Here is a 1191-nt window from a genome sequence, read left to right as displayed (position 1 = left end):
CTAGTGAGCTGGTTCGGAGATGCGTGAGCAGTAGCGGCAGATCCGGTCGAGGATCTGGTCGGCGGTTTTGGTCCACTTGAACGGCCGGGCCTCGTCGTTCCAGACCTTGATCCAGTCTTCAAGTGCGGCCTTGAGGCTGTCCAGTGAGCAGAACACTCCGCGCTCCAGGCAGCGCCGCTGCAACTCGGCGAACCACCGCTCGACCTGATTGATCCACGACGAGTACGTGGGGGTGAAGTGCAGGTGGAAGCGGGGATGCGCGAGGAGCCACTTGTGCACCGCCGGTGCCTTGTGGGCGGAGAGGTTGTCGCAGATCACGTGGACCGCCAGGCCGGGCTCGGTCTGGCGGTCGATGTCGTCGAGGAAGTCCCGGAAGTCCACGGCCCGGTGCTGTGCGGACAGCTTCGTGATCACCTTGCCCGTCGCGGTGTTCAGGGCGGCGAACAGATCGACGGTGCCGTGGCGGACGTAGTCGAAGCTGCGCCGCTCGGGGACTCCGGGCAGCATCGGCAGCACGGGTGCGGTCCGTTCAAGGGCCTGGATCTGCGGTTTCTCGTCCATTGCAAACACCGCCGCGTTGGCCGGCGGGGCGAGGTAGAGACCGACGACGTCACGGACCTTGTCGGTCAGCAGCGGATCCGGGGAGATCTTGAAGGTCTCCGTCCGCCACGGCTGCAGGCCGAAGGCGTGCCAGATCCGCAACACGCTCGCCGGCGACATCCCCACAGCCTTGGCCAGCTCCCGCTTCGACCAGTGCGTCCCGCCTTCGGGTACCTCTTCGAGGGTGCGGACCACGACTTCCTCGATCTGGGCATCGGTGATGGTCCGCGGCACCCCGGGCCTTGGCTCGTCCGACAGTCCGTCCAGCCGGTCACGGAGGAACCGGGTGCGCCATTTGGCGACGGTGCCGCGGTTCACGCCCAGCCGGGCAGCCACGGCCATGTTCGGCCCGCCCTCCGCACACGCCAGCACGATCCGTGCTCGCAGGGCAAGCCCCTGCGCGGTCTGACGGCGCTTGACCCAGTTCTTCAACACCTGGCGCTCGGTCTCACTCAGCACCAGCGGCTCCAGCCTGCTGTCACCCACACCCGACAGCAGACCGCAGCCAATCGGCACCAGGTATGCGAACCCGTGAAGTGGTACGGAAAGCAACCCACGTGGTGCCGAACCAACTCACAACCAGCTCACTAG

1 protein-coding gene is annotated in these 1191 nt (G+C 66.4%); it reads right to left on the bottom strand.

Annotated elements, in window-relative coordinates; translation table 11 throughout:
* Nucleotides 1-1086, bottom strand: coding sequence for an IS630 family transposase (locus ACIQRL_RS40830; RefSeq protein WP_401341427.1), 1086 nt, complete (start codon nt 1084-1086; stop codon nt 1-3).
* Nucleotides 1087-1191: the final 105 nt, after the last annotated feature.

It is taken from the genome of Streptomyces sp. NPDC091209 (assembly GCF_044757755.1).
GTDB lineage: Bacteria > Actinomycetota > Actinomycetes > Streptomycetales > Streptomycetaceae > Streptomyces.
Note: the sequence above shows the minus strand (reverse complement) of the source record. Positions and strands in the feature narration are given on the sequence as shown.